This window comes from Streptomyces sp. NPDC056361 (genome assembly GCF_042262805.1).
Lineage (GTDB): Bacteria > Actinomycetota > Actinomycetes > Streptomycetales > Streptomycetaceae > Streptomyces.
Genome location: NZ_JBHJQI010000127.1, coordinates 1 through 25,805, shown reverse-complemented (window position 1 = coordinate 25,805; position 25,805 = coordinate 1). Strand labels below are relative to the sequence as shown.

Below are 25,805 nucleotides of genomic sequence, written 5' to 3'. Positions count from 1 at the left end.
GGGGCAGGTCCTTCGAAGGACCTGCCCCACTGCCGTACGCCCAAGGCCGCCGTCTGCCGTCTGCCCGGTGGCCTCACTCCGGCAGGCGCAGGATCGGGAAGCTGCCCGTGCTCGTCGGGGCGTGGTCGGGCAGCCACAGGACCGCGATGGCGCCGCCGACGCCGTTCGAGGCCCCCTCGGAGGCCACGTTCCGGAAGGTCAGCCGGGCGCCGAGGACCCGCGCCTGGCCCACCGCGATCGTCAGGCCGAGGCCGTGCCCCTGGCCCGCGCGGTCGCTCGTCCCCGTACGGAACCGGCTCGGCCCCTCCTTGAGGAGCGCCTCGGGGAAACCGGGACCGTGGTCGCGGACGCGCACCACACGGCCCTCGACGGTGACCTCGACCGGCGGCTTGCCGTGCTTGGCCGCGTTCGCGAGGAGGTTGCCGAGGACGCGTTCCAGGCGCCGCGGGTCGGTGTTCACCCAGGAGTCGTGGACGACCCGGACGACCACCTCGGGGTCCAGGGCCCGCACCCGCCGCTCGACGAACTCGCCGAGCGCGATCTCCTGGAGCTCGGCCCGCTCCGACGCGCTGTCGAGCCGGGCCACCTCCAGGACGTCCTCGACGAGGGTCCGCATCGCCTGCGCCCGGTCCCGTACGAGCTCGGTCGGACGGCCGGGCGGCAGCAGTTCGGCGGCCGTGAGCAGCCCGGTCACCGGGGTGCGCAGCTCGTGCGCGATGTCCGCGGTGACCCGGCGCTCGGCCTCGATCCGCTCGTTCAGGGCGTCGGTCAGGGCGTCGACCGCCCACGCCAGGTCGTCGGTCTCGTCCCGTACGACCCCGCCGACGGCGTCCCGCACCCGCACGTCCGTGTTGCCCTGGGCGACCCGGCCGGCCGCGACGGCGGCCTTCCGGAGCCGGCGGGAGATCCGGCCGCCGATCAGGACGCCGAGGGCGCAGCCGCCGAAGACCACCGAGACCGAGCCGATGACCAGTGCCCGGTCCAGATCGTTCATGATCGTCGCGCTGCGGTCGGCGAAGGGGATGTGCAGCGACAGCACGTCGCCGCTGGCCAGCGGCACGGCGGCCCACACGTCGGGCGGCCCGCCGTGCCGGTGTTCCTGCACGTACGTGCCGCGCCGGTTGTCCCGCATCAGCTGGTCGAGCTGGTCCGGCAGCGCCGGATCGTTGATCTTCGTGCCGAAGCGGGGCTCCTTGGGCTTCGACGTCTCGTACATCCGCTGGGCGAAGAGCAGCCGCTCCATCTGGACCTCGCGCGCGTTGTCGAGCATCGAGATCCGGGCCGCGTTGTGCACGACGATGCTGAGGGTGACCGCGATGAGGGCGCCGACGGCCGCGATGGCGACGGCGATCTTCCAGCGGACCCCGGTCCTGAGGGGGAACAGCTTCACCGGACCGGGCCCGTCTCGGGGGAGGGTGTGCGGGGGTTCATGCCGGGCTAGCTCTTGAGCTTGTAGCCGAAGCCGCGGACCGTCTCGATCCGGTCCTGGCCGATCTTGGCGCGCAGCCGCTGCACGTGGACGTCGACGACCCGGGTGTCGCCGCCCCAGCCGTAGTCCCAGACCCGCTCCAGGAGCTTGTCCCGGGACAGCACGGTGCCGGGCGCGGCCGAGAACTCCAGGAGCAGCCGCATCTCGGTCGGGGTCAGCGCCACCGGCTGCCCGCCCTTGCGGACCTCCATGCCCTCGGTGTCGACCTCCAGGTCGCCGAAGACCAGGAGGCCGCCGCCGTCGCCCGGCGCGTCCCCGTGCTCGCCGGCGCCGGCCCCGCCCGCGTGCCCGAAACGGCGCAGCACGGCCCGGATGCGGGCCATGAGCACCGAGCCGTCGAAGGGCTTGGTGACGTAGTCGTCGGCACCGGCCTCCAAACCGAGGACGACGTCGATCGAGTCGGCGCGCGCCGACAGCATGATGACCGGCACCGTCGACTCGTCGCGGATGCGGCGGCAGAGGCTGACGCCGTCCATGCCGGGCAGCATCACGTCGAGCAGGGCGATGTCCGGCCGCTGGGCCCGGAAGGCGTCGAGGCCGGACAGGCCGTCGGGCATGGCCGTGACGCGGAAGCCGTCCCGCTCCAGGGCGAGCTGGGTGGCCTCACGGATCACGTCGTCGTCCTCGACGAACAGGACATGGGTTTCGGCCATCGTGCGTGTCCTTCGGGCTGCGGTCGGTCGGGCCTGTGGTCTGTGGTCGGTGCGGCTCAGCCGGCGGCGGGCGCGCTGGGCGCGGGCTCGTCCGTGCCGTCGCCGACCGCCCGGCTGTAGTCGTTGTGCACCCAGTCGTGCTGGGTGAACCTGCTCCCCGACCAGCGGTACGTGATCACGTCCTCGCCCGAGGGGTACGCGACCGGGTCGCCCTGCGCGTACACCTGCTTGGTGACGACGAGGTCGCCCCGGTCGATCGTGGCGTACACGGCGGGGTCCTCGGTCATGAAGACGTTCACGTACCGGTCGCTCTGCATGCGGTAGACGTACGTGCCGATGCCGACGGCATCACCGCAGGTCATGACGTTGACGACGACGTCGGGCGCCGGAGCGTTCGTGAGATTGCCGTACGAGGCGTCCACCGGGTAGGCGTCCGCGACACACGGCTTCAGGTCGGTCTTGAGCCGCTCGCCGATCTTCGGATCGGCCTTGAGGAGCGCGATCGGATCCACCCGCTCGGCGGACTGCGGGCCGCCGGTCGCGGACACGGAGGGGGTGGGCGCCGCTGCGGCCACCTCGTCGGTGCGGGCCGCGCCCTCGTCGCGGGAGCCGGTGCCGCCGGTGGAGCAGGAGGCCAGGGAGAGCCCGGCGACGACGAGTCCGGCCACCGCCGTCACGCCCGCCGCGGAGACACGCCGAGGGCGGCGCCGTCCGGTCCGGAACCGGTCGTCGCCGCCGCTCGCGCAGGGGTCGCCGTCGTGGCGTCTGCCGCCGTCGGCTCCGTCGTCTAGGCCGCGCACCGCTCCCGCCCCCCTTCGTCACCTCGTACGGTCGCCCGCTCCCCGGTCCGCCCCAGGGCACGGGCGTCGAGGTCGCGGCTCTCCAGCTCCTGGCGGAGCCGGGCGAGCGCGCGGTGGAGCGTCGACTTCACCGTACCCGTCGACATGCCGAGCGCCGCCGCCGTCTCCTCGGTGCTCATCTGCTCCCAGTGCCGCAGGACGACGACGCTGCGCTGCTTCGGCGCCAGCACCTTCAGGACGTCCATGAGCAGGGCCCGGTCGGCGTGCTGCTCGGTGGCGTCGTCGACGCAGGCGTCGGGCAGCTGCTCGGTGGGGACCTCGTCGAGCTTGCGGGAGCGCCACCACTCGGTCCGGGTGTTGATCATGACGCGGCGCAGGTAGGCGTCGGCCAGGGACTTGTCGGCGATGCCGTCCCAGCGGCCGAACGTGCGGGCCAGCGCCGTCTGGAGCAGGTCCTGGGCGTCGACGGGGTCGGCGACGAGCCGGCGGGCACTGCGCAGCAGCGCGTCCTGCCGTGTGCGTACGTACTCCTCGAAGTCGAGCACCTCGCCGTGCCTCATCCGAACCGCCTCCGATCCCCGTGACCAGCTCTGTTCCTCGTGTCGTCGACGACGCTACGGAGCAGTTGTCACGGAGCTGTGCGGGGCAGCCGTCGGCGGACGCACGGCTACCCATCGGTTGTGTAACAGAGGGGTCGGATGAGGTTTGGGAGCGGAGGGCCCGGTCCTCAGGAGAGCGGCAGCCGGTAGCGGCCGTTCTCCAGCGGTTCGACGAGGCCGTCCGCGACCAGGCCGTCGAGGGCCCTGGCCCGCTGCACCGGCTCGTCCCAGACCGCGTCCAGGGCCGCCTGCGCCACCGGGTCGGCCGACTCGCGCAGTACGGCGAGCAGCCGGCCCCGCACCTGCCGGTCGGTGCCGGCGTACGTCTGGCCGCGCCGCGGCGGGCCGTCGTGCGCCGGCTTGCCGGCCAGCAGCCAGGCGCACCGGGCGGCGATCGGGCAGCGCCCGCAGTCCTCGTTCTTCGCCGTGCACACCAGCGCGCCCAGCTCCATCGAGGCGGCGGCCCAGCGGGAGGCCGTCCCCTCGTCCTCCGGCAGCAGGGCGCGGGCGAGGCGCCGCTCGGCGGCCGTGGTCGCGTTCGGCGGGTACTGGACGCCGGTCGCCGCCCGCGCGAAGACCCGGCGCACGTTGGTGTCCAGGACCGCGTGGCGCTGCCCGTACGCGAAGGAGGCCACCGCGGCCGCCGTGTACTCGCCGATGCCGGGCAGCGCGAGGAGCTGACCGTGGTCGCTCGGCACGTCGCCGCGGTGCCGTTCCGTTATGGCCACGGCCGCCGCGTGCAGCCGCAGCGCCCGGCGCGGGTAGCCGAGCCGGCCCCAGGCGCGTACCGCCTCGCCGGGGGCCTCGGCGGCCAGGTCCGCGGGGCGCGGCCAGCGCGCGAGCCACTGCTCGTACACCGGGAGGACCCGGACGACCGGGGTCTGCTGGAGCATGAACTCGCTGACCATGACCCCCCAGGCGCCGGCCTCGGGGCGGCGCCAGGGCAGGTCGCGGGCGTGCCGGTCGAACCAGGCGAGGACGGGCCCGTGGAGCTCGGCGGGGAGCTCGGGGGCCACGGGGCTCGCGGGCGCGGGGGACGTGGGGGGAGTGTCGATGGAAGTCATGGCACCCCCGATCCTGGCACGTCCGGGGCGCGATCAGTACGCGCCGTGGCGCGCGCGCGAGCGCCGCTCGGAGTGCGCGGGGGCGTGCGCGGCGGCGTGCGCCGCCTGTCCGCGCCCCGCGCACCACGCCACGGCCGGGTTGCGGCTCGACCTGGCCGTCTCCACCACGGATCGCACCGGCCGCTCGGCGGCCTTCATGACGAGGAAGGCGACGAGGGCGCCGACGAGCAGGCCGACGGTCACGTCGTGCGGGTAGTGCACGCCGACGAAGACCCGGGAGAACGCCATGAGCAGCGCCATCGGCGCGGTCAGCCAGACGATCCCGCGCCAGGACAGGGCGAGCGCGAGGGCGGCGGCACCGGCGATGGCCGAGTGGTTGCTGGGGAAGGACCAGTCGCCGTGCGGCGGGCAGGCGACGAGCGAGGCGGGCGCCCCGGCGACCGCGCGGCAGGGACGTTCCTCGTCGACCAGCGACTTGAACGCCTCGCTCGCCACGTACCCGAAGGCGGTGGCGAGCGGGGCGAGCAGCGCGAGCGTCATCGCCCGGCTCGACCCGTCGCGCGAGCGCCACCAGCCGGCCAGGAACAGCACGCCGAAGAGCAGCAGTCCGGCCTCGGTCCAGACCTCGGCGAGCCACTGGAACCAGTGGGGGGTGGAGTGGGCGAAGTCGGCGACGTCGAGATAAAGACGGTCGGAGAGGTCGAGGAGGGTGTTCATGGTGGACGACGCTAACCGGAATTCCGACTCCGCCGCCCCGGGCCAACGGCCAGAGCGACCCCCGACGAAAGTGGGGGCTAGCGATTCGTGCCGTTTCCTACCGATTTCATCTGCGGTTACGGAAAGAGTTCCCGGAACCGACGGATGTGATCATCGGCAAAACTTGGCGTCTCGGGCGGCGGGTGGGGCGGGAGTTGGACCCGATCTCTCGTAAGGTTCGGGTCGTGGGATCTTTGCGCAATCCGGTCGGGCCGCTTCCCTCCACCATCTACTGGCGACGGAGGGCGGTCGCGGTATGCCTGGTGGCGCTGCTGGCCCTGCTCGCCGCCTGGGCCGTCACCTCGGGTGACGGGGGCGGGAAGAAGCCGGACGACGCCGCCAACGGCTCCACGTCCGCCCCTCCCTCGATCACTCCCGGACCCTCCGGCACCGGCACCGCGATCAGCCAACAGCCCGGCGGACGCGACGAGTCGGGCGACTCGGGCGACACCGATGGCTCCGACGGCTCCGACGGCTCGGGCGCCAACGCGGGCACCGGCGCGGACACGGGCGCCGACGGGGGTACGGACTCCGGCACCGGCGGCAAGAACGGTGACACCGACGGCGCCGGCGGCGACGGCGGCGCGGGCACCGGCGCGGGACAGCAGGTCCCGGCGAACTCCCCGCTCCCGAACTGCCCCGCCGGAGCGCTCCAATTGACGCTCCGCACCACCAAGGTCGCCTACGAGGCGGGGGAGAAGCCGCACTTCCTCCTCGTCGCCGAGAACACCTCGAACACCGCCTGCAAGGCCGACTTCGGACCCCGCGCCGCGGTGCTGACGGTCAGCGACGACCGGGACGACGAGATCTGGTCCTCCGCCGACTGCCCCCGCCCCGGCAACCCGATCCTGCTCCACGTCCCCGCCCACACCACGGTCACCCACACCGTCGAGTGGGACCGCCTCCGCAGCGCCCCGCAGTGCGCCACCGCCCCGGCCGGCCAGGCTGCCCCCGGCACCTACCTGGTGGAGGCCACGATGTCGGGCGCGAAGATGCTCGCGGCCTCGTTCACGCTGAAGAACGACTGAGGCGCCTGGGGCGACCGAGGCGCCTGAGACGCCGGGGGTGCCTGAGGTGCACCGCGAGGCGCGGGCGGCCCCCCGGACGTACCGCCTCGGGATCCCGACGTACCGCCCCGGGACCGAGACGTACAGTCCCTGAATCCAGCTGTACCGCCCCGGATCTAGACGTACCGCTCCAGGATCGAGGACTCCGCGAGCCGCGACAGGCCCTCGCGGACGCTGCGGGCGCGGGCCTCGCCGACGCCGTCGACGGTCTGGAGGTCGTCCACGCTCGCGGCGAGGAGCTTCTGCAGCCCGCCGAAGTGCTCCACGAGCCGCTCGATGATCGCGCCGGGCAGCCGCGGCACCTTCGCGAGGAGCCGGTAGCCGCGCGGCGACACCGCCGAGTCGAGGGTCTCGGGCGAGCCGCTGTAACCCAGCGCTCGGGCCACGACCGGAAGTTCGAGCAGCTCGGTGTGGGTGAGCGCGTCGAGCTCGGTCAGCGCCTCGGCGACCGTGCGGGCGCGCTTGGCGGTCGGCTCCGGCACGTAGTCCCGGATCACCAGCTCGCGCTCCGGCTCCACGCCCGCGATCAACTCGTCGAGCTGGAGCGAGAGGAGCCGACCGTCGGTGCCGAGCTCGACCACGTACTCCGCGATCTCGGTGGCGATCCGGCGGACCATCTCCAGGCGCTGGGCGACGGCCGTCACGTCCCGGACGGTGACCAGGTCCTCGATCTCCAGGGCGGAGAGCGTGCCGGCCACCTCGTCGAGGCGGAGCTTGTACCGCTCCAGGGTCGCGAGGGCCTGGTTGGCGCGGGACAGGATCGCCGCCGACTCCTCAAGGACCCGCCGCTCGCCGTTCACGTACAGCGCGATCAGCCGCATCGACTGGGAGACCGAGACGACCGGGAAGTTGCACTGCTTGGAGACCCGGTCCGCCGTGCGGTGGCGGGTGCCGGTCTCCTCGGTGGGGATGGAGGCGTCCGGGACCAGCTGCACGCCCGCGCGGTGGATCTTGGTGATGTCCTTGTCGAGGACGAGCGCGCCGTCGAGCTTGCACAGCTCACGCAGGCGCGTGGCGGCGAACTCGACGTCCAGCACGAAACCGCCGGTGGCCATCGCGTCGACCGTCTTGTCCAGGCCGAGCACGATGAGACCGCCGGTGTTGCCCCGGAGGATCCGCTCCAGGCCGTCGCGCAGCGCGGTGCCGGGCGCGACGGCGGTCAGCGCGGCGCGCATCAGCGCTTCGTTGCCGGAGCCCGCGCCGGATTTTCCAGGACTTGCTGCCCCGTCCTTGGCTGCCACTGCTCTCCTCCGGCTCGTACGGATGGGCGAGACCAGGGCAAAGTCTAGCGACACCACCCCGCCGCCCTCCGCCCCCGACCGATCCGGGGTGGTCCGAAAGGGGTCCCCACCCTGACCGCCGCCTAACCCTCGGCACCCTCCGGGGCCTTCGCACGGCGGCTGCGCGGCAGCACGCGCAGGGCGTCGCCCATGTCCGCGACCTCGGTCACCTTCATGCCCGCCGGCACCTTCCCCGGGTCCGACGGGACCAGCGCGTGCGTGAAGCCGAGCCGGTGCGCCTCGGCGAGCCGGCGCTGCACGCCCGTCACCCGCCGGACCTCGCCCGCGAGCCCGACCTCGCCGATCGCGACCAGGTTCTTCGGCAGCGGGGTGTCGCTCGCCGCCGAGGCGAGCGCGAGGGCGATGGCGAGGTCGGCGGCGGGCTCGGTGAGCTTCACACCGCCCACGGTCGCGCTGTAGATGTCCCGCTTGCCCAGGGCGCTGATCCGGCCGCGCTGCTCCAGGACCGCCAGCATCATCGAGACCCGGGAGGTCTCCAGACCGGAGACGGTCCGGCGCGGGGAGGGGATCTGGGAGTCCACGGTCAGCGACTGGACCTCGGCGACGAGCGGCCGTCGGCCCTCCAGGGTCACCGTCAGACAGGTGCCGGGCACGGCCACGTCACGTCGGGTCAGGAACAGCCCGGAGGGGTCGGCCAGGCCCGTGATGCCCTCGTCGTGCAGTTCGAAGCAGCCGACCTCGTCGGTCGCGCCGTACCGGTTCTTCACGCCCCGGACCAGACGCAGGCGCGCGTGCCGGTCGCCCTCGAAGCTCAGGACGACGTCGACCAGGTGCTCCAGGAGCCGGGGGCCCGCGATGGCCCCGTCCTTGGTGACGTGGCCGACGAGGAGCGTGGACATGCCGCGCTCCTTGGAGGCCCGGATCAGGGCCCCCGCGACCTCGCGGACCTGGGCCATGCCGCCGGGGGCGCCGTCGATCTCGGGGGAGGCGACGGTCTGCACCGAGTCCATGATCAGCAGCGAGGGCTTCACGGCGTCGAGGTGCCCGAGGACGGCCGACAGGTCGGTCTCGGCCGCCAGGTACAGATGGTCGCTGAGCGCGTTGATCCGGTCGGCGCGCAGCCGGACCTGGCTCGCGGACTCCTCGCCCGTGACGTACAGCGTGCGGTGCTCGTCGCTCGCCGCCTTGGCCGCCACGTCGAGCAGCAGCGTCGACTTGCCGACGCCCGGCTCGCCCGCGAGCAGCACCACGGCGCCGGGCACCAGACCGCCGCCGAGGACCCGGTCCAGCTCGTCGACACCGGTCGAGCGGGCGGTGGCCTGACGGCCGTCGATCTGGGCGATGGGGACGGCGGCGGTGGACACGCGCCCGGCCGCGGTCGTCCGGACGGCGGGCGCGCCGTACTCCTCGACCGTCCCCCAGGCCTGGCATTCGGGGCAACGACCGAGCCACTTGGCCGTCTGCCAGCCGCACTCGGTGCAGCGGTAGGACGGCCGTTCCTTGGCGGATTTCGTACGGGCAGCCATGTCCCACACCGTATCCGCCGCCACCGACAACGGGCCGCCGTCCTCCACAGGAGGGAACGCCACGCCGCCGGAACGTCCGCTTCGTGTCCCCTTTCGAGCGATAGCTTCACCCGTAAGAATGAGAATGGCTCAACCGGTACGAAGAGTGCCCCGCGCCTTGCCTACGGTCGCCCAGTGACGAGCAGCAGGCTGGATTCCCCCACAGGCACCACCGGCGCCCACCGGGCGCACCGCGCCGCGGACCAGGGACCGCGCACGCTCGGCCGGCGGCCCCCCGCCCGCTACGAGGCCGCCCTCGACGGCCTCTTCACGTACTGCCTCTCCGTGCTCTGCGACCACGACACCGCGACCGCCGTCCTCGGCGACGTCCTCGCCGTCGCCGAACGCCACCACGGCCGCTGCCCCTCCGACGAGGACGGCCGCACGGCCTGGCTTTACGCCCTCGCCCGCTGGGCCTGCCTGCGCAGCCTCGGCGAGCAGCGCCGCAAGCGCCAGGGCGCCCACACCGGCCGCCCCGCCGTCACCGCGCCCGAGCCGCCCCGCGTCTCCGAGGAGACCGCGGACCGCCGCCGGGCCGAACTCGCCGTCCTCGCCTGGCCCGAGGCGGCCGGCACCACGCCCGAGCAGCGGGAGGCCCTGGAGCTCGCCGTCCGGCACGGCCTCAGCCGGCGCCAGGTCGCCGCCGTGCTCTCCCTCGACCCGCAGGCCGCCCGCGAACTCCTCGCCACCGCCGGCTGCGAGGTCGAGCGGACCCGCGCCGCGCTCGCCGTCGTCGAGACCGGCAGCTGCCCCACCGTCGCCCGGCTCACCGGCGACCACCAGGTCCTCCTCTCCGCCGCCCTGCGCGCCGAACTCGTCCGGCACGTCGACGACTGCCCGCGCTGCCGGCGGGTCGCCGAGCGCGTCGGCGTCGGCGGCCCCTGGCCCGGCACCGCCGAGCCGGCCCCGGCCCGGCTGCCGCTCGTCGAGGCGCCCCGGGCCGCCGCGTACATGGCGATGCTGCACGTCCCGCGCGCGCGTGCCGGCGCCCCGCGCTTCGCGCCCACCGGCTTCCCGATGGACCCCAAGGACCACGTGGCCCGCCGCGACCGGATGCGGGCCCGCGCGGTGACCACCACCGTCGTCGCGGCCGTCGTCGCCGCCCCCGTCCTCGCCCTGTGGACCTCCTGCCGGGGCACCCCGGTCGCGGACGCGCCCGGCAGGGACGGGGCCCGGATCAGCGCGCGCGAGGCGGACGAACCCGTGGGCCCGGACGGCCGCCCCTACGACCGCTACGAGAACGCGGGCAACGCCGGCACCACCCCCGAACCCCGCTTCACCCGGGGCAGCCGCGCCCCCGACGTCTCCGTCGAGGTGGTCAGCCCCGGCGGCCCCACCGAACCGTCCCGCCCCGGCGGGCCCGCCGCCGGCTGGATCACGGTCTCCGCGCGCGGGCACGGCGATCTGACCCTGCTCACGCTCACCGCGTCCGGCGGCTCCCCCGTCGACTGGTCGCTGTGGACGGACGCGCCCTGGCTGTACGTGACCCGGGCCTCCGGCACGCTCCGTCCCGGCGAGACCGTGACGATCACCGTCCGCGTCGACCACGACCGCGAGCCCGTGGGCGCCTGGAGCGCGCGGATCGGGGTGAACCCCTCGGGCGCGGTGGTCAGGATCGACGGCTACCGCCCGCCCCCGCCGATCGACGACCGGGTGATCACGCCCCCGCCGGCCACCACCCGGCCGACGACCCCGCCGACCTCTCCGCCCACGACCGAGCCCACGACCCCGCCGACGACCGAGCCGACCACTCCGACCTCTCCGCCCACGACCGAGCCCACGACCCCGCCCACGTCCGAGCCCACCCCGGATCCGACGACCCCGCCGCCCACCACCGGGGAACCCCCGCCCACGACCTCGGACCCGGGCTCACCCCCGGCGTCGCCGGGGGACCCGCCGCCGTCGTCTTCCTAGGGGGCCGGTTGGTTTCTCTGAGGTGTCCGGAAGCCCTGCCTGGGCCTGTCGATCAGGCCGGATCCGCCGGGTGCGGCGCCACGAGCGGCAGCTGCGAGGAGAGCCGGGCCTCGCACATCCCGACGAGCACCTCGTACGCCTCCTGGCCCATCATCTCGACGAGCTCGGGCCGGTACGAGACGTAGACCGGTTCCCCGCCGACGTGCGCCGACGTCGCCGTCGTGCAGTACCAGTGCAGGTCGTGGCCGCCGGGCCCCCAGCCGCGCCGGTCGTACTCGCCGATCGACACCTGGAGCACCCGGCTGTCGTCGGGGCGGTCGATCCAGTCGTACGTCCGCCGCACCGGCAGCTGCCAGCACACGTCCGGCTTCGTCTCCAGCGGCTCCTTGCCCTCCTTCATCGCCAGGATGTGGAGGGAGCAGCCCGCGCCGCCCGCGAAACCGGGCCGGTTCTGGAAGATGCACGACCCCTCCCAGCGGCGGGTCTGCCGGTCGCCGTCCTCGTCGAGCTGCACCCAGCCCGACTCCGTGCCGACGTCGTGGAACTGCCACAGCTCCGGCGTCAGCCGGGCCACGTGCTCGGCGACCCGCTTCTCGTCGTCCTTGTCGGAGAAGTGCGCTCCGAGCGTGCAGCAGCCGTCGTCCGCGCGCCCTTCCTGGATGCCCTGGCAGCCGTTTCCGAAGATGCAGGTCCAGCGCGAGGTCAGCCACGTCAGGTCGCAGCGGAAGACCTGCTCCTCGTCGGTCGGATCGGGAAACTCGACCCACGCGCGCGCGAAGTCCAGCCCCTTCTCGTCCGGCTCTTCCGCCCCGCCCCGCTTCTGCTTCCCGACCTTGACCGCCTTCACGGCCTTCGCCGCGTGCGCGGTCCTGGCGGCCTTCGCTCCGCCGTCGCCGCCATGGTCTTCGTCCCGCTTCGCCTTCTTCGTCTTTGGCACAACACCAAGCGTATGACGGTGGGCGCAGTAGCGTTCCGCCCATGAGACTCGGAGTCCTCGACGTCGGTTCGAACACAGTGCACCTCCTGGTGGTCGACGCCCACCCCGGCGCCCGCCCCCTGCCCGCCCACTCCCACAAGGCGGAGCTGCGGCTCGCCGAGCTCCTCGACGAGCGGGGGTCGATCGCGCCGGACGGCGTCGAGCGGCTGATCGCGACCGTCAGGGACGCGCTCCTGGCGGCCGAGGACAAGGGCTGCGAGGAGGTGCTGCCGTTCGCGACCTCGGCCGTCCGGGAGGCGTCCAACGCGGACGCCGTCCTCGCGCGCGTGAAGGACGAGACGGGGGTCGACCTCCAGGTGCTCACCGGCGAGGAGGAGGCCCGGCTCACGTTCCTCGCCGCCCGCCGCTGGTTCGGCTGGTCCGCGGGCAAGCTGCTCCTCCTCGACATCGGCGGCGGCTCCCTGGAAGTCGCCTACGGCATCGACGAGGACCCGGACGCGGCCGTCTCCCTGCCGCTCGGCGCGGGCCGGCTGACCGCCGGCTGGCTGCCCGGCGACCCGGCCGACAGCGCCGACGTGAAGGCGCTGCGCCGCCATGTGCGCGCCCAGATCGCCCGTACGGTCGGCGAGTTCAGCCGCTTCGGCCGCCCCGACCACATCGTCGCCACCTCCAAGACCTTCAAGCAGCTGGCCAGGATCGCGGGCGCGCCCGGTTCCGGCGAGGGCCTGTACGTCCAGCGGATCCTGTCCCGCAAGTCCCTGGAGGAGTGGGTCCCGCGCCTCGCCGGGATGACCGCCCCCGAGCGCGCGGCCCTGCCGGGTGTCTCGGAGGGCCGCGCCGGCCAGCTCCTCGCGGGCGCCCTGGTCGCGGAGGGCGCGATGGACCTGCTGGGCGTCGAGGAGCTGGAGATCTGTCCCTGGGCCCTGCGCGAGGGCGTCATCCTGCGCCGCCTCGACCACCTGCCGGAGCACTGACCCGCGAGGATCGCCGGCCTGCCGGAGCACTGACCCGCAAGGATCGTCGACCTGCCGGAGCACTGACCCGCAAGGATCGTCGACCTGCGGACGGGGCCGGGCGTGACGTGAACCACGCCCGGCGCCCCGGCCCGCCCCGTACCCTGTCCCCGTGGCAGAACCAGTGGTGCGCATCCCGGATGCGAAGGTCGCCCTGTCGACGGCCTCGGTCTATCCGGAGTCGACGGCGACGGCCTTCGAGATCGCCGCGCGCCTCGGGTACGACGGCGTCGAGGTCATGGTGTGGACCGATCCGGTCAGCCAGGACGTGGAGGCGCTGCGCCGCCTCTCCGACTACCACCAGGTCCCGATCCTGGCCGTGCACGCCCCCTGCCTCCTCATCACCCAGCGCGTCTGGTCGACCGATCCGTGGGTCAAGCTCCAGCGCGCGCAGGCGGCCGCCGAGCGGCTCGGGGCGTCGACGGTCGTCGTGCACCCGCCCTTCCGCTGGCAGCGCCAGTACGCCAAGGACTTCGTCACCGGCATCTGGCGGATGGCGGACGAGACGGACGTGCGGTTCGCCGTCGAGAACATGTACCCGTGGCGGTACAAGGACCGCGAGATGCTCGCGTACGCCCCCGAGTGGGACGTCACGAAGGACGACTACCGGCACTTCACCGTCGACCTCTCGCACACCGCGACCGCCCGTACGGACGCCCTCGCGATGATCGACCGCATGGGCGACCGGCTCGGCCACGTCCACCTCGCCGACGGCAAGGGCTCCGCGAAGGACGAGCACCTGGTCCCGGGGCGCGGCACGCAGCCCTGCGCCGAGCTCCTGGAGCGGCTCGCGCTCACCGGCTTCGACGGCCACGTCGTCATCGAGGTCAACACCCGCCGTGCGATGTCAGCCGCCGAACGCGAGGCCGACCTCGCGGAGGCCCTGGCGTTCACCCGGCTCCACCTCGCCTCCGCCCCGACCCGCCCCTCCCGGGTGCCGCGACCGTGACCGGACCGGCCCCGCGCCGGCGCGGCCGCCCTTCCCGGACCGAGGAGGAGAGCGGGCCGGGCGCGCGCGAACGCATCCTGGAGGCGGCCCGCGCCGAGTTCGCGGAACGCGGCTACGACAAGGCCTCGGTGCGCGGCATCGCCCGGGCGGCGGGTGTGGACCCGGCGCTGGTGCACCACTACTTCGGTACGAAGGACGAGGTGTTCGCCGCCGCGATCGAGGTGTCCTTCGAGCCCGCGGCCGTCGTGCCGGCGATCGTCGCGGGCCCGCGCGACGCCATCGGAGAGCGGCTCGCGCGGTTCTTCATCGGCGTGTGGGAGAACCCGGTCAGCCGCGCCCCGCTCCTCGCGACGGTCCGGTCGGCGCTGACGCACGAGGCGGCGGCCAAGGTGCTGCGGACCTTCGTGCTCCGCCGGCTCCTGGAGCGGATCGCGGCCGAGCTGGACGTGCCGGACCCGGCGTTCCGCGCGGAGCTGGCCGCGTCCCAGATGATCGGGGTCGTGATCATGCGGTACGTGATCCGGGTCGAGCCGCTGGCCTCCGCGGATCCGGAGGAGATCGTGGCCCAGGTGGCCCCGACGCTCCAGCGGTACCTGACCGAAGGCTGAACACCCGTCCCGCATTTCGGACGGCCTGTCCAGATCTTGGAGCGTCGGCGTACGCTCGAATGCAAGCACACCCATCACGAGGAGCGAGCGACGATGCCCGAGCTGAGGTCCCGCACAGTCACCCACGGCCGCAACATGGCGGGCGCACGCGCCCTTATGCGCGCCTCCGGTGTACCCGGCGCGGACATCGGCCGGAAGCCCATCATCGCCGTGGCCAACTCCTTCACGGAGTTCGTCCCCGGCCACACCCACCTCCAGCCGGTCGGCCGGATCGTCTCCGACGCCATCACGGCCGCCGGCGGCATCGCCCGCGAGTTCAACACGATCGCCGTCGACGACGGCATCGCCATGGGCCACGGCGGCATGCTGTACTCGCTGCCCTCCCGCGACCTGATCGCGGACAGCGTGGAGTACATGGTCGAGGCGCACTGCGCCGACGCCCTGATCTGCATCTCCAACTGCGACAAGATCACCCCGGGCATGCTGATGGCGGCCCTGCGCCTGAACATCCCGACGGTCTTCGTCTCCGGCGGCCCGATGGAGTCCGGGCGCGCCACCCTCGTCGACGGCACGGTCCGCACCCTCGACCTGGTCGACGCGATCTCCGACGCCGTGAACCCGAAGATCTCGGACGAGGACATCGCCCGCATCGAGGAGAACGCCTGTCCGACCTGCGGGTCGTGTTCCGGCATGTTCACCGCCAACTCGATGAACTGCCTGACCGAGGCGATCGGCCTCTCCCTCCCCGGCAACGGCTCGCTGCTCGCCACCCACACCGGCCGCAAGGCGCTGTACGAGAACGCGGCCCGCACCGTCGTCGACATCACCCGCCGGTACTACGACGAGGACGACGCCTCCGTCCTGCCGCGCTCGATCGCGACCCGCGCCGCGTTCGAGAACGCCATGGCCCTCGACATCGCCATGGGCGGCTCGACCAACACGATCCTCCACCTGCTCGCCGCCGCCCAGGAGGCCGAGCTCGACTACGGCCTGACCGACATGGACGAGATCTCGCGCCGGGTGCCCTGCCTGGCCAAGGTCGCCCCGAACGTCGCCAAGGACCGCACGTACTACATGGAGGACGTGCACCGGGCCGGCGGCATCCCCGCCATCCTCGGCGAGCTCTACCGCGCCGGTCTGCTCAACGAGGACGTCCGCTCCGTCCACTCCCGCTCCATCAAGGAGTGGCTGGACGCCTGGGACGTCCGCGGCGGCGCCGCCACCGACGAGGCCGTCGAGCTGTTCCACGCGGCCCCCGGCTGCGTCCGCTCGGCGACCGCGTTCTCCCAGTCCGAGCGCTGGGAGTCGCTCGACGTGGACGCGGCCGGCGGCTGCATCCGCGACGCGGCCCACGCGTACTCGAAGGACGGCGGCCTCGCGGTCCTGCACGGCAACCTCGCCGCCGACGGCTGCGTCGTGAAGACCGCCGGCGTCGACGAGTCGATCTGGACCTTCGAGGGCCCGGCGGTCGTCTGCGAGTCGCAGGACGAGGCCGTCGAGAAGATCCTCAACAAGCAGGTCACCGACGGCGACGTGGTCGTCATCCGGTACGAGGGCCCGCGCGGCGGCCCCGGCATGCAGGAGATGCTCTACCCGACGTCCTTCCTCAAGGGCCGCGGCCTGGGCAAGACCTGCGCGCTGGTCACCGACGGCCGCTTCTCCGGCGGCACGTCGGGCCTCTCCATCGGCCACGCCTCCCCGGAGGCCGCCTCGGGCGGCACGATCGCCCTCGTCGAGGACGGCGACCGGATCCGCATCGACATCCCGAACCGCTCGATCGAGCTCCTCGTCGACGAGGCCACCCTCGCCGCCCGCCGCGAGGCGCTGAACGGCGTCTACGCGCCGAAGAACCGCCAGCGCAAGGTGTCGGCCGCGCTCCGCGCCTACGCGGCGATGGCCACCAGCGCCGACAAGGGCGCGGTCAGGGACGTGACGAAGCTGGGCTGAGCCCGGTAGCGGTACGACAGGAGTACGAGGAAGGGGAGCGGGCCGGGTGCCCGCTCACCTTCCTCGTGCGGCACGTGCCGGCCGCTCACCTCACCAGGACGCGGGATCGCGCGCGTCCACCGCGAACACGGAGCCGTCGGGAGCCGTCCCGAACACCCGGTCCCCGGCGACCAGCGGCGACGGCACCGAGGGCGCGTACCCGAGCCGGCCGTTCTGCAGCCGCGGCCGGGTCTGCCCGATGAGCGCCCCGCGCGCGGTGTCGACGGCCAGCAGCCGCCCGTCCTGCACGGAGAAGTAGAGGCGGTCGCCGGGGCCGAGGACCGGCGGGGAGACATTCCCGGCGGCCGTCACCAGGTCCCACAGCACCTTCCCCTTCTCCGCTGCCGTGTCGAAGGCGGTGAGGTGCCCGTCCGCTTCGAGCAGATGGACCACGGTGCCGCGCACGGCGATGCCCCGGATGTCCATCCGGCTCGGCAGCGGCAGCGTGCGTACGGCTCCGCGGCCGCCGGGCCCCACGAGCACGAGCGCGTCGGCCACCCCGGTGTCGTAGAGCGAGGCGAGGACCAGCGTGCCGTCGCCGGTGTGGCCCAGCGGGTCGAGGTTGCCCTCCAGCTCCCGGTGCCAGGCCACCTCGCCGGTGTCGGGGCGGATCGCGCCGACCGACGTGCGCGTCGCGTCCGCCGAGGTCTCGGACACGGTGAGGAGCCCGGAGGGCGCGTCGTACGCCCCGGGGAGCGGGTTCCCGAAGCCGGCCACGCGGTGCCGCCAGAGCTCCCGGCCGCTGCTGCCGTCGACCGCCCGCATGCCGCCGACCCCGTCGGACAGGACGACGGCGGATTCGGCCGGCCAGTACGCCTCGGGCAGGCCCGCGACGGACGTCCAGCCCGGCCTGCCGTCCTCGGCCCCGTACGCCCGCAGGGGACCCGTGGGGGCCGCGGCACCGATCTGCCGGCCGCCCGCGAGGAGCACGGGCGCGTCGGGGGACTCCTGCTGGATGGGGGAGGTCCGCGACCAGAGGACCCGCCCGGTGACCGGGTCGAGCCGGGCGAGCGCGACGCCCCTGGCCGTGCAGTACAGCGCACCCGCGTCGTGGAGGCAGGCCGGAGCGGCCGTCGGGCCGAGCTCCTGGAGCCTGGTGTCCCAGCCGCTGAACACGTTGGCCACCTCGTCCGGGCGGTCGGGGCTCGCGGGCGCGCCGCCCGCCGGAGCGCTCAGCGCCGCGTACACGCCGGCTCCGGTCAGCGCGAGCACGGCGGCGACGGCGAGCGTCGGGCGCGGCCGGATCCGCCCGCCGAGGCGCGGACCCCGGCGGCGCGGGCCGGGCGCGGTCGCCCGTACCGGCGTGTCGGCGTCCCACGCGGGCGCGGGGCCGGTGTCACCGTCCCCGTCCGGCAGCGCGGGCCGCCGCCGCTGCGCCGGTATGAACGCCTCCGCCTCGTACGAGGGCGGCAGCAGCGCGGACATGATCTGGGCCGGGGTCGGCCGCTCGCCGGGGTCCTTGGCGAGGCAGCGCGCGACCAGCGGCGCCAGCTCCGCCGGCACGCCCGTCAGATCCGGCTCGTCGTGGACGACCTGGTACGCCACGATGTACGGGCTCTCGGAGTCGAACGGGCCGTGCCCGGTCGCCGCGTGCACCAGGACCGAGCCGAGCGCGAAGACGTCCGCCGCGGGACCGACCTCGCGCGGCCGCTGGAACTGCTCCGGCGCCATGAACGGCGGCGAGCCGATCAGCTTGCCCGTCTCGGTGTGCAGGTCGCTGTCGACGGGCCGGGAGATGCCGAAGTCGATGACCTTCGGCCCGGTGTCGGTGAGCATGACGTTGCTGGGCTTGAGGTCCCGGTGGACGACGCCCGCCCGGTGGATGTCCCGCAGCGCCTCGGCGAGTCCCGCGGTCAGCCGTCGCAGTTCGGCGGGCGACAGCGGTCCGTTCCGCTTCACCTGGTCGGCGAGCGTCGGGCCGGGCACGTAGAGGGTGGCCATCCAGGGGCGTACGGCATCGGGGTCGGCGTCCACGACCGGCGCGGTGAACGCCCCGCTGACCCGGCGGGCGGCCGCGACCTCCTGGCGGAATCGCGCCCTGAACTCGGGGTCCTCCGCATACCGTGCGTGCACGACCTTGACCGCGAGCCGCAGCCCCGAAGCCGACGCCGCGAGGTGTACGACGCCCATGCCGCCGGCCCCCAGACACGCCTGGAGCCGGTAGTCGCCCGCGTACTCGGACCCCTCCGCTTCCCGGCCGGAACCGGTACCGCGCAACGGTGGCATCGCCCACCCCCGTGTGATTCCCCGTCACCTCGCGCGCACGTGCGCGAACCCGACGGAGCCTAGTCCATGGGGCCCGCGATGTCGGTGGAGCTTGCTAGCCTGCGCGTCGCGGAGAGTGAAACTCGGCGGAGCGCTTTTGCGCCACAGGGGGAGGACAACATGAGCACGCGCTACGAGGTCGCACCGGGCTACCGGGTCAACGTCCGTTCGGGCCCGAGCACCAAGTACCCGATCGTCCGGGTCCTGCCGCTCGGCGCCACGATCGCCATCAACTGCCAGAAGTACGGCGAGTGGATCGGCGGCCCCTACGGCACCACGAACATCTGGGACAACATAGCGCCGGGCGAGTACGTCTCCGACGCGTACGTCCACACGGGCAGCGACGACCTGGTCGCGCCGCGCTGCTCCTGAACCCTCCCACCGCCGCCCGGGGATAATCGACCCCGTGAGCGACGACGAGCAGACCCCCCGCACGACCGGCAAGCCCTCCGGCGGCGCGCCCTCCGGGCCGCAGCCGGAGGAGATCCGCTTCTTCGGCACCACCTGGGTCGACCACAGCGGCGGCTACGCCCTGCGCCGCGCCGGCCTGGCCCTCGGCTCGCTCGCCGCCGCCGTCGCGGCCTGCTTCGTGCTGCGCTTCGCCTACGAAGGCCTGCAGATCGCCGCCGTCGGCGGCATCGTCAACACGCTCGTCGTCATCATGTTCGCCGTCTGCAGCGCCATCGCCTTCCGCAAGACCTGGGAAGGCTTCGGCCGCCGCCCCACCGACCCGGCCCGCGAAGAGTCCCTCCGCAGCCTCAAGGCCATCGGCTTCATCGGCTCCCTCCTCGCCTACTCCCTCCGCTGCCTCCGCGAAGCCCCCGGCGAAAAGCTCCACCGCACCGAACACCAAGCCGCCCTCGCCCGCCACGAAAAGCGCCGCACCCGCAAAAACCCCAAACGCAAGTAACCCCACCCCCCCGCTTTCCCCCCCCCGAGCCCGCCGCCCCGGCTTGCGGCCCCCCGCGCCCGGCGCCCCCGGCTTATGGGCCCCGCGCCCCGCCGCCCCAGGTTGTGGGCAACTGTTCCGCAAGGGCGGAACGGGTGGGCACAACCCCCACCGGCCCGCAGCGGCCCCCCACCGCACCCCGGCCCCGTGCTGCCGCACCCCGCACCACCCAGGTCCTTGACCCCGCGCACCCCCAGGCGCACTATTCATCGCATGGTGAATTACCCGACGGGTGACCCCGCCACCAACGAACCCACACCCCCCAAAGCCCCCAACCCCCCAGCGCCCCCCACACCCCCCGCCATCACCGCAACCTCCCTCACCACCACCCGCGGCACCCGCACCGTCCTCCGCGACCTCGACTTCACCATCCCCACCGCCCGCATCACCGGCCTCCTCGGCCCCTCCGGCTGCGGCAAGACCACCCTCATGCGCGCCATCGTCGGCACCCAGGCCAAAGTCACCGGCACCCTCGACGTCCTCGGCCGCCCCGCAGGCGACCCCGCACTCCGCTCCCGCATCGGGTACGTCACCCAGGCCCCCTCGGTCTACGACGACCTGACCGTCCGTCAGAACCTGGACTACTTCGCCGCCGTCCTGCTCCCCGGCCGCGCCCGGCGCCACGACCGCCGCACCGCCGTCGACCGGGCCATCACGGACGTCGACCTCGCGTCGCACGCCGACTCCCTCGCCGGCCGGCTGTCCGGCGGCCAGCGCAGCAGGGTGTCGCTCGCCGTCGCCCTCCTCGGCACGCCCGAGCTCCTGGTCCTGGACGAGCCCACGGTCGGCCTCGACCCGGTCCTCCGCCGCGACCTGTGGAACCTCTTCCACCGGATCGCCGCCGACCGGGGCACCACGCTCCTCGTCTCCTCGCACGTCATGGACGAGGCGGAACGCTGCCACCGCCTCCTCCTCATGCGCGAGGGCGAGATCCTCGCCGACGACACCCCCGACAACCTCCGCCGACGCAGCGACACCGCCACCGTCGAAGAGGCCTTCCTCCGCCTGGTCGACGCCGCCGCGGCCCGAGCCGCCCACGAGGAGCCCCGGTCATGAGCCCCGCCCGCACCCTCGCCACCGCCGCCCGCGTCCTGCGTCAGCTGCGCCACGACCCGCGCTCGATCGCGCTGCTCCTCCTGGTGCCGTGCCTGATGCTCTTCCTGCTCCGGTACGTGTTCGACGGGAGCCCGCAGACCTTCGACAACATCGGGGGATCCCTGCTCGGGATCTTCCCGCTCATCACGATGTTCCTGGTGACGTCCATCGCGACCCTCCGCGAACGCACCTCCGGCACCCTGGAACGCCTCCTCGCCATGCCCCTCGGCAAGGCGGACCTCATCGCCGGCTACGCCCTCGCGTTCGGGCTCCTCGCCGTCGTCCAGTCCACCCTGGCCACCGGCCTCGCCGTCTGGTTCCTCGGCCTCGACGTCATCGGCTCCCCCTGGCTGCTCCTCCTGGTGGCCCTCCTCGACGCCCTGCTCGGCACCGCCCTCGGCCTCTTCGTCTCCGCCTTCGCGGCCTCCGAGTTCCAGGCCGTCCAGTTCATGCCGGCGGTGATCTTCCCGCAGCTCCTGCTCTGCGGCCTCTTCACCCCGCGCGACCGGATGGCTCCCGCGCTCGAAGCGATCTCCGACGTCCTGCCGATGTCGTACGCCGTCGACGGCATGAACGAGGTCCTCCGCCACCCCGACATCACCGGCGACTTCGTCCGCGACGTCCTGGTCGTCGCGGGCTGCGGTCTCCTCGTCCTCGCCCTGGGCGCGGCCACCCTCCGCCGCCGCACCGCGTGACCGCCCCTCGGACACCCACGCACCACCCGGCCCACCGGTGCGAGGATGACGACACGTACCCCCTCCGGCGAGGTGAACAGAGCCATGACCCAGACCGTCGCAGTCCTCGGCACCGGCAAGATCGGTGAAGCGCTCCTCAGCGGCATGATCCGCGCCGGCTGGCGCCCCGCGAACCTCCTGGTCACCGCCCGCCGTGCCGAACGCGCCGAGGAGCTCCGCACCCGCTACGGCGTCGAGACCGTCACCAACGCCGAGGCCGCCAAGCGCGCCGACACCCTCATCCTGGCCGTCAAGCCCCAGGACATGGGCCGCCTCCTCGACGAGCTCGGCCCGCACGTCGCCGCCGACCGCCTGGTCATCAGCGCCGCAGCCGGCATCCCCACCTCGTTCATCGAGGAACGCCTGACCGCCGGCACCCCCGTCGTCCGCGTGATGCCGAACACCCCCGTCCTCGTCGACGAGGGCATGTCGGTCATCTCGGCCGGCAGCCACGCCACCCCCGGGCACCTCGCCCACACGGAGGAGATCTTCGGCGGCGTCGGCAAGACCCTCCGCGTCCCCGAGTCCCAGCAGGACGCCGCCACCGCCCTCTCCGGCTCGGGCCCGGCCTACTTCTACTTCCTCGTCGAGGCCATGACCGACGCCGGCATCCTCCTCGGCCTGCCCCGCGCCCAGGCCCACGACCTCATCGTCCAGGCCGCCATCGGCGCCGCCGTGATGCTCCGCGACAGCGGCGAGCACCCGGTCAAGCTCCGCGAAGCCGTGACCTCCCCGGCCGGCACCACCATCAGCGCCATCCGCGAGCTGGAGAACCACGGCGTCCGCGCCGCCCTCATCGCCGCCCTCGAAGCCGCCCGCGACCGCAGCCGCGAACTCGCCTCCGGCAACAGCTGACCCACGCGGCCGAGACCGCAGCCGACCTACGCGGCCGAGACCGCGCCCTTCACCACGTCCTCCGTGGTCACGACCCGGGCGAACCGCCCACCGTGCAGCGACACCGCCGTCGCCCGGGTCAGCTCCTCCGCCGTCTGCGTCCACCCGAACGGCCCGGCCAGGTCGAAGGTGTGCATCGCGTCCAGCGGGAACAGCACGTCGTACCCGAGGTTCCCGCCCATCCGGGCCGTCGTCTCGTTGCACATGTTCGTCTGGATCCCGACGATCACGATCTGCCCGCGGTGTCCCTCAGCGGCTCCGCCGCGGGCCACGCCCTTCAGCCAGGCGTCCAGGTCCGGCTCCCCGTAGAACGCCGAGTTCACGCTCTTCGTGACCAGCACCTCGGGACCGGCCCCCTTCCCCCGCCGCTCCTGCACGAAGTCCTTGAACTCGTTCCCCTCGGTTCCCGGCTGCAACGGCGAACCCTCCTGCACCGAGTCGTGCCGCACGAAGGCGACCGGCCGCCCCGTCTCCTGCCACACATCGATCAGGGCCGCGATGTTCCGCTCGGCCTCCGGGTTGTTCCGACGCCCCCAGAACTCCTGCTCGAAGCCCTTCTGCACGTCGATGACCACCAGCGCCGCGTTCTCGTTGATCTCCATGACCACGATCCTCCCGCCGCCACACCCCGACTCCCAGAGGGTCGAATGCCAGCGATCGATGGTTTACTGCCAAGCGTGCCGCCGACTCCCACGCCCCGCCCCCAGCGCATCGCCCTCCTCGCCTTCCCCGGCGTCCGCGCCTTCGACATCTCCGTCATCACCGAGGTCTGGGGCAGCGACCGCACCCTCCGCGGCGTCCCGCCCTTCGAACTCCGCCGCGCCGCCGCCGACCCGCACACCCCCGTCCCCCTGCGCGGCGGACTCACCCTCACCCCCGACCGCGCGCTCGACTGGCTCGACGACCTCACCCCCGCCGACCTCGTCGTCGTCCCCGGCATAGAGGACCCCGACGCCGACCTCCCGGCCCCCGTCCTCGACGCCCTCCGCCGCGCCCACACCGCCGGCATCCCCGTCGCCTCCCTCTGCGCCGGCGCCTTCGTCCTCGCCCGCGCCGGACTCCTCGACGGCCGCCGCGCCGTCACCCACTGGCACCTGGCCCGGACCCTCGCGGCCCGCCACCCCGCGGTCCAGGTCGAACCCGACGCCCTCTTCGTCGAGGACTCGGGCATCTGGACCTCGGCCGGCACCGCCGCCGGCATCGATCTCTGCCTCCACCTCGTACGCACCGCTCACGGAGCCGAAGCCGCCGCCGCCATCGCCCGCTCCATGGTCACCGCGCCCTTCCGCACCGGCACCCAGGCCCAGTTCATCGAGCACCCCACCCCCCGCGCCGACCGGGACGCCGACGCCCTCGCCGACGTCCGCGCCCACGCCCTCGCGCACCTCGCCGAACCCCACACCGTCGCGAGCCTCGCCGCCCGCGCCGGCATGTCCCCCCGCTCCTTCGCCCGCCACTTCCAGGCCACCACCGGAACCACACCCCTGCACTGGCTCATCACCCAGCGCGTCGCCGCCGCCCAGAAACTCCTGGAACTCACCGACCATCCCCTCCCCGAGGTGGCCCGCCGCGCGGGCTTCGGCAGCGAGATCACGATGCGCCAGCACTTCGCCTCGCACCTCGCCACCAGCCCGCGCGACTACCGCACCGCGTTCCGTCACCCCGCGGGCAGCAGCCCGATCGCCCGATAGGCCCGGTCCACCAACGGCCGAGCCGTCCCCCGGGCCCGTTCGGCCCCGTCCCGCAGCACCCGGTCCACATGACCGGGGTCCGCCGCGAGCTCGGCATGCCGCTCCCGCAGGGGCCTCAGCAGCTCGACGACGGCGTCCGCCGTGTCCTTCTTCAACGCCCCGTACGTCTCGTACGCACCGGCCAGCTCCTCGGGGTCCCCATCCGTCGCGGCGGCCATCAGATCGAGGAGGTTCGCGACCCCCGGCTTCAGCTCCCGGTCGTACTCGACCTCGCGCCCGCTGTCGGTCACGGCCCGCATGACCTTCCGCCGCACGGTCTCCGCGTCGTCCAGCAGATAGACGATCCCGGCCCCGTTCGCGTGCGACTTCCCCATCTTCGACGTGGGGTCCTGGAGGTCCATCACCCGCGCCGCCACCTTCGGCTGCGTCGCCCTCGGCACCGTGAACGTGTGCCCGTACCGCTGGTTGAACCGCACCGCCAGGTCCCGGGTCAGCTCCACGTGCTGCCGCTGGTCCTCACCCACCGGCACCTCGTCGGTTCCGTACGCCAGGATGTCCGCCGCCATCAGCACCGGATACGTCAGCAACGACAGCCGCACCCCTTCCCCGGCCGCCCGCGCCCGCAGGCTCTTCTCCTTGTACTGGATCATCCGCCGCAGCTCGCCGTCCGTGGCCGTGCACTCCAGCAGGTACGACAGCCGCGCGTGCTCGTCCACGTGGCTCTGTACGAAGAGGGTGCACCGCTTCGGATCGAGCCCCGCCGCCAACAGCAGCGTCGCCGCCTGCCGGGTCAGCCGCCGCACCCGCGCCGGGTCGTGCTCCACGGTCAGCGCATGCAGGTCCACGACGCTGAACAGCGCCTCCGCCTGATGCTGGTCCACCTCCACCCACCGCCGTACGGCCCCGAGGTAGTTGCCCAGCGTCAGATGCCCGGTGGGCTTGACCCCGCTGAAGATCCTCGTCATCGCGTTCGTTCTCCCTCTGCTCCTGGCCGCCGACCCGACGGCCGGCTCCCGGAGGGGGATACGCGAACGGCCGCCGAGACGGCGGCCGCTTGGTGCATGCGTACGTGCGGGCCGCCGGTCAGGCGGCCCACCACTGGGTGGTGTGCGCATGCGTACTCATACGCAGAGGCTACGCCCCAGGCCCGGGGTTGACACGGGATTCCCCGATCCGTAGTGTTCTCCGAGTTGTCCGACGTGAGCACCGACTCCGGTCGGCCCCGGACAGCCATTCCGCAAGATCCTCAGAAGCTGACGACGCTTTGCCGCGTCGTCTCGCTTTCCGTGTGTTTTTGCGAAATGAGGAATCCGCGTTCGAAGGTCTGAGCGCAGCAGCCCGATTAGCGTCGGGGGCAGGAAATCCGCTAAAGTCTCACTCGTCGGAACGGCCCAACAGCCGGAAAGACAAATCCCGCTGACTGGGAATCAGACGCCGAAAGGATCTGATAGAGTCGGAAGCGAAGGAAGCGCCCGGAGGGCCTGGAAACAGGAACGAAGGAAGCGTCCGCACCTTGAGAACTCAACAGCGTGCCAA

At 73.3% G+C, this 25,805-nt stretch carries 24 protein-coding genes; 12 read left to right on the top strand and 12 right to left on the bottom strand.

Annotated elements, in window-relative coordinates:
* Window positions 1–73 precede the first annotated feature (73 nt).
* The 6 genes from cseC to ACFCY7_RS31035 all read right to left on the bottom strand — a co-directional run bounded on the left by cseC (window position 74) and on the right by ACFCY7_RS31035 (window position 5,322).
* Window positions 74–1,549, bottom strand: coding sequence for a two-component system sensor histidine kinase CseC (gene cseC / locus ACFCY7_RS31060; RefSeq protein ID WP_376489390.1), 1,476 nt, complete (start codon window positions 1,547–1,549; stop codon window positions 74–76).
* A complete protein-coding gene (gene cseB / locus ACFCY7_RS31055) occupies window positions 1,438–2,142 on the bottom strand; it encodes a two-component system response regulator CseB (RefSeq protein WP_376489387.1) in 705 nt (234 codons plus the stop codon). Before cseB ends, cseC begins: the two co-directional genes overlap by 112 nt.
* A 56-nt stretch (window positions 2,143–2,198) precedes the next feature.
* Window positions 2,199–2,942, bottom strand: coding sequence for a hypothetical protein (locus tag ACFCY7_RS31050; RefSeq protein ID WP_376489386.1), 744 nt, complete (start codon window positions 2,940–2,942; stop codon window positions 2,199–2,201).
* Window positions 2,930–3,502 carry a SigE family RNA polymerase sigma factor gene (locus tag ACFCY7_RS31045; protein ID WP_367823093.1) on the bottom strand — a complete coding sequence of 191 codons (573 nt, stop codon included), beginning with the start codon at window positions 3,500–3,502 and terminating at the stop codon, window positions 2,930–2,932. Before ACFCY7_RS31045 ends, ACFCY7_RS31050 begins: the two co-directional genes overlap by 13 nt.
* Before the next feature lie 167 nt (window positions 3,503–3,669).
* Window positions 3,670–4,605, bottom strand: a complete 936-nt coding sequence (locus ACFCY7_RS31040) for an A/G-specific adenine glycosylase (protein ID WP_376489385.1) — start codon at window positions 4,603–4,605, stop codon at window positions 3,670–3,672.
* Window positions 4,606–4,638: 33 nt separating this feature from the next.
* Window positions 4,639–5,322 (bottom strand): phosphatase PAP2 family protein, encoded by a 684-nt coding sequence (locus tag ACFCY7_RS31035; RefSeq protein ID WP_376489384.1) that lies wholly within the window; start codon window positions 5,320–5,322, stop codon window positions 4,639–4,641.
* A gap of 224 nt (window positions 5,323–5,546) precedes the next feature.
* Here ACFCY7_RS31035 and ACFCY7_RS31030 point away from each other — a divergent pair, with 224 nt between their 5' ends.
* A complete protein-coding gene (locus ACFCY7_RS31030; protein WP_376489383.1) occupies window positions 5,547–6,389 on the top strand; it encodes a hypothetical protein in 843 nt (280 codons plus the stop codon).
* A gap of 155 nt (window positions 6,390–6,544) precedes the next feature.
* On the opposite strand, the gene disA is transcribed toward ACFCY7_RS31030, so the two are convergent.
* Window positions 6,545–7,669, bottom strand: a complete 1,125-nt coding sequence (gene disA, locus ACFCY7_RS31025) for a DNA integrity scanning diadenylate cyclase DisA (RefSeq protein WP_376489382.1) — start codon at window positions 7,667–7,669, stop codon at window positions 6,545–6,547.
* 122 nt (window positions 7,670–7,791) lie between these two features.
* On the bottom strand, window positions 7,792–9,195 hold the full coding sequence (gene radA / locus ACFCY7_RS31020) for a DNA repair protein RadA (protein WP_376489381.1): 1,404 nt from the start codon (window positions 9,193–9,195) through the stop codon (window positions 7,792–7,794).
* A gap of 174 nt (window positions 9,196–9,369) precedes the next feature.
* Between radA and ACFCY7_RS31015 the strand changes: the two genes are divergently transcribed.
* Complete coding sequence (locus ACFCY7_RS31015) at window positions 9,370–11,148, top strand: hypothetical protein (RefSeq protein WP_376489380.1); 1,779 nt, start codon at window positions 9,370–9,372, stop codon at window positions 11,146–11,148.
* Window positions 11,149–11,200: 52 nt separating this feature from the next.
* Here ACFCY7_RS31015 and ACFCY7_RS31010 read toward each other — a convergent pair whose 3' ends face one another.
* Window positions 11,201–11,995 (bottom strand): hypothetical protein, encoded by a 795-nt coding sequence (locus ACFCY7_RS31010; protein ID WP_376489389.1) that lies wholly within the window; start codon window positions 11,993–11,995, stop codon window positions 11,201–11,203.
* Window positions 11,996–12,126: 131 nt separating this feature from the next.
* On the opposite strand from ACFCY7_RS31010, the gene ACFCY7_RS31005 reads away from it, so the two are divergent.
* The 4 genes from ACFCY7_RS31005 (at window position 12,127) to ilvD (ending at window position 16,602) form a co-directional block, all read left to right on the top strand.
* Entirely contained in the window at window positions 12,127–13,059 is a 933-nt protein-coding gene (locus tag ACFCY7_RS31005; protein WP_376489379.1) for a Ppx/GppA family phosphatase, read from the top strand.
* Window positions 13,060–13,210: 151 nt separating this feature from the next.
* Window positions 13,211–14,047, top strand: coding sequence for a sugar phosphate isomerase/epimerase family protein (locus ACFCY7_RS31000; RefSeq protein WP_367823080.1), 837 nt, complete (start codon window positions 13,211–13,213; stop codon window positions 14,045–14,047).
* Window positions 14,044–14,655, top strand: coding sequence for a TetR family transcriptional regulator (locus tag ACFCY7_RS30995; protein WP_376489378.1), 612 nt, complete (start codon window positions 14,044–14,046; stop codon window positions 14,653–14,655). Before ACFCY7_RS31000 ends, ACFCY7_RS30995 begins: the two co-directional genes overlap by 4 nt.
* Window positions 14,656–14,748: 93 nt before the next feature.
* Window positions 14,749–16,602: a dihydroxy-acid dehydratase gene (gene ilvD / locus ACFCY7_RS30990; protein WP_376489377.1), complete on the top strand. Its 1,854-nt coding sequence runs from the start codon at window positions 14,749–14,751 to the stop codon at window positions 16,600–16,602.
* A 90-nt stretch (window positions 16,603–16,692) separates the two neighbouring features.
* On the opposite strand, the gene ACFCY7_RS30985 is transcribed toward ilvD, so the two are convergent.
* Entirely contained in the window at window positions 16,693–18,867 is a 2,175-nt protein-coding gene (locus ACFCY7_RS30985; protein WP_376489376.1) for a PQQ-binding-like beta-propeller repeat protein, read from the bottom strand.
* A 78-nt stretch (window positions 18,868–18,945) separates the two neighbouring features.
* Here ACFCY7_RS30985 and ACFCY7_RS30980 point away from each other — a divergent pair, with 78 nt between their 5' ends.
* The 5 genes from ACFCY7_RS30980 to proC all read left to right on the top strand — a co-directional run bounded on the left by ACFCY7_RS30980 (window position 18,946) and on the right by proC (window position 22,539).
* The gene (locus ACFCY7_RS30980) at window positions 18,946–19,278 is read left to right on the top strand and encodes a peptidase (RefSeq protein ID WP_376489388.1); all 333 of its coding nucleotides are present in this window, start codon (window positions 18,946–18,948) and stop codon (window positions 19,276–19,278) included.
* 34 nt (window positions 19,279–19,312) lie between these two features.
* Window positions 19,313–19,816, top strand: coding sequence for a hypothetical protein (locus ACFCY7_RS30975; protein WP_376489375.1), 504 nt, complete (start codon window positions 19,313–19,315; stop codon window positions 19,814–19,816).
* Between the two features lie 252 nt (window positions 19,817–20,068).
* Window positions 20,069–20,911, top strand: a complete 843-nt coding sequence (locus ACFCY7_RS30970; protein WP_376489374.1) for an ABC transporter ATP-binding protein — start codon at window positions 20,069–20,071, stop codon at window positions 20,909–20,911.
* A complete protein-coding gene (locus ACFCY7_RS30965; RefSeq protein WP_376489373.1) occupies window positions 20,908–21,645 on the top strand; it encodes an ABC transporter permease in 738 nt (245 codons plus the stop codon). The genes ACFCY7_RS30970 and ACFCY7_RS30965 overlap by 4 nt, the downstream gene beginning before the upstream one ends.
* A gap of 84 nt (window positions 21,646–21,729) precedes the next feature.
* Window positions 21,730–22,539: a pyrroline-5-carboxylate reductase gene (gene proC / locus ACFCY7_RS30960; protein WP_367823065.1), complete on the top strand. Its 810-nt coding sequence runs from the start codon at window positions 21,730–21,732 to the stop codon at window positions 22,537–22,539.
* 26 nt (window positions 22,540–22,565) lie between these two features.
* On the opposite strand, the gene ACFCY7_RS30955 is transcribed toward proC, so the two are convergent.
* Window positions 22,566–23,180, bottom strand: coding sequence for a cysteine hydrolase family protein (locus ACFCY7_RS30955; protein ID WP_376489372.1), 615 nt, complete (start codon window positions 23,178–23,180; stop codon window positions 22,566–22,568).
* A 45-nt stretch (window positions 23,181–23,225) separates the two neighbouring features.
* On the opposite strand from ACFCY7_RS30955, the gene ACFCY7_RS30950 reads away from it, so the two are divergent.
* Entirely contained in the window at window positions 23,226–24,269 is a 1,044-nt protein-coding gene (locus ACFCY7_RS30950) for a GlxA family transcriptional regulator (RefSeq protein ID WP_376489371.1), read from the top strand.
* On the opposite strand, the gene trpS is transcribed toward ACFCY7_RS30950, so the two are convergent.
* Window positions 24,236–25,234 carry a tryptophan--tRNA ligase gene (gene trpS / locus ACFCY7_RS30945; RefSeq protein ID WP_376489370.1) on the bottom strand — a complete coding sequence of 333 codons (999 nt, stop codon included), beginning with the start codon at window positions 25,232–25,234 and terminating at the stop codon, window positions 24,236–24,238. The genes ACFCY7_RS30950 and trpS overlap by 34 nt on opposite strands.
* Window positions 25,235–25,805: the final 571 nt, after the last annotated feature.

Bases quoted from the DNA above. Each gene is read 5' to 3' on its own strand.
- trpS (WP_376489370.1), bottom strand. From the start codon at position 25,234: ATGACGAGGATCTTCAGCGGGGTCAAGCCCACCGGGCATCTGACGCTG.
- ACFCY7_RS30980 (WP_376489388.1), top strand. From the start codon at position 18,946: ATGTCGGTGGAGCTTGCTAGCCTGCGCGTCGCGGAGAGTGAAACTCGG.
- ACFCY7_RS31040 (WP_376489385.1), bottom strand. From the start codon at position 4,605: ATGACTTCCATCGACACTCCCCCCACGTCCCCCGCGCCCGCGAGCCCC.
- ACFCY7_RS31005 (WP_376489379.1), top strand. From the start codon at position 12,127: ATGAGACTCGGAGTCCTCGACGTCGGTTCGAACACAGTGCACCTCCTG.
- ACFCY7_RS30965 (WP_376489373.1), top strand. From the start codon at position 20,908: ATGAGCCCCGCCCGCACCCTCGCCACCGCCGCCCGCGTCCTGCGTCAG.
- ACFCY7_RS30985 (WP_376489376.1), bottom strand. From the start codon at position 18,867: ATGCCACCGTTGCGCGGTACCGGTTCCGGCCGGGAAGCGGAGGGGTCC.
- ACFCY7_RS30970 (WP_376489374.1), top strand. From the start codon at position 20,069: ATGGTGAATTACCCGACGGGTGACCCCGCCACCAACGAACCCACACCC.
- proC (WP_367823065.1), top strand. From the start codon at position 21,730: ATGACCCAGACCGTCGCAGTCCTCGGCACCGGCAAGATCGGTGAAGCG.
- ACFCY7_RS30950 (WP_376489371.1), top strand. From the start codon at position 23,226: ATGCCAGCGATCGATGGTTTACTGCCAAGCGTGCCGCCGACTCCCACG.
- ilvD (WP_376489377.1), top strand. From the start codon at position 14,749: ATGCCCGAGCTGAGGTCCCGCACAGTCACCCACGGCCGCAACATGGCG.
- cseB (WP_376489387.1), bottom strand. From the start codon at position 2,142: ATGGCCGAAACCCATGTCCTGTTCGTCGAGGACGACGACGTGATCCGT.
- ACFCY7_RS31035 (WP_376489384.1), bottom strand. From the start codon at position 5,322: ATGAACACCCTCCTCGACCTCTCCGACCGTCTTTATCTCGACGTCGCC.
- radA (WP_376489381.1), bottom strand. From the start codon at position 9,195: ATGGCTGCCCGTACGAAATCCGCCAAGGAACGGCCGTCCTACCGCTGC.
- ACFCY7_RS31045 (WP_367823093.1), bottom strand. From the start codon at position 3,502: ATGAGGCACGGCGAGGTGCTCGACTTCGAGGAGTACGTACGCACACGG.
- ACFCY7_RS30955 (WP_376489372.1), bottom strand. From the start codon at position 23,180: ATGGAGATCAACGAGAACGCGGCGCTGGTGGTCATCGACGTGCAGAAG.